We start from the raw sequence: 289 nt of genomic DNA on the forward strand, positions 1-289 counted from the left end.
CCGGTGACGGCGCTGGTCGACCAGTTCTACAAGGACGTGCAGGACATGGGCGGCCGGCGCTGGGACACGTCTTCGCTGCTCGCGCGCTTGGAAAAATAGACGGCGATGGCCCTGCCCGATCCGAGCTGGAGCGCCGACGACATCGTCGCTCATCTGCGTTCGATCGGCACCGAGGAGAACCGCGCCGGCATGGCACGGTTCGGCATCAACACGAGAACCGCGCTCGGCGTCGGCAATTCCGACCTGCGGCCGCTGGCGCGCAAGCTGAAGAGGAACCACGAGCGGTCGT

Annotated in this window: 1 protein-coding gene and 1 pseudogene; both read left to right on the forward strand. The window is 66.8% G+C overall.

Features of this window, described 5'->3' with window-relative positions; translation table 11 throughout:
- Positions 1 to 99, forward strand: a pseudogene (locus tag EN857_RS36065) (oxidoreductase); the annotation flags it as partial.
- Between the two features lie 6 nt (positions 100 to 105).
- Positions 106 to 289: DNA alkylation repair protein (locus EN857_RS34175; RefSeq protein WP_189522850.1), on the forward strand; the 184-nt coding region annotated here is incomplete at its 3' end.

The organism is Mesorhizobium sp. M4B.F.Ca.ET.214.01.1.1, from assembly GCF_004791545.1.
Lineage (GTDB): Bacteria > Pseudomonadota > Alphaproteobacteria > Rhizobiales > Rhizobiaceae > Mesorhizobium > Mesorhizobium abyssinicae.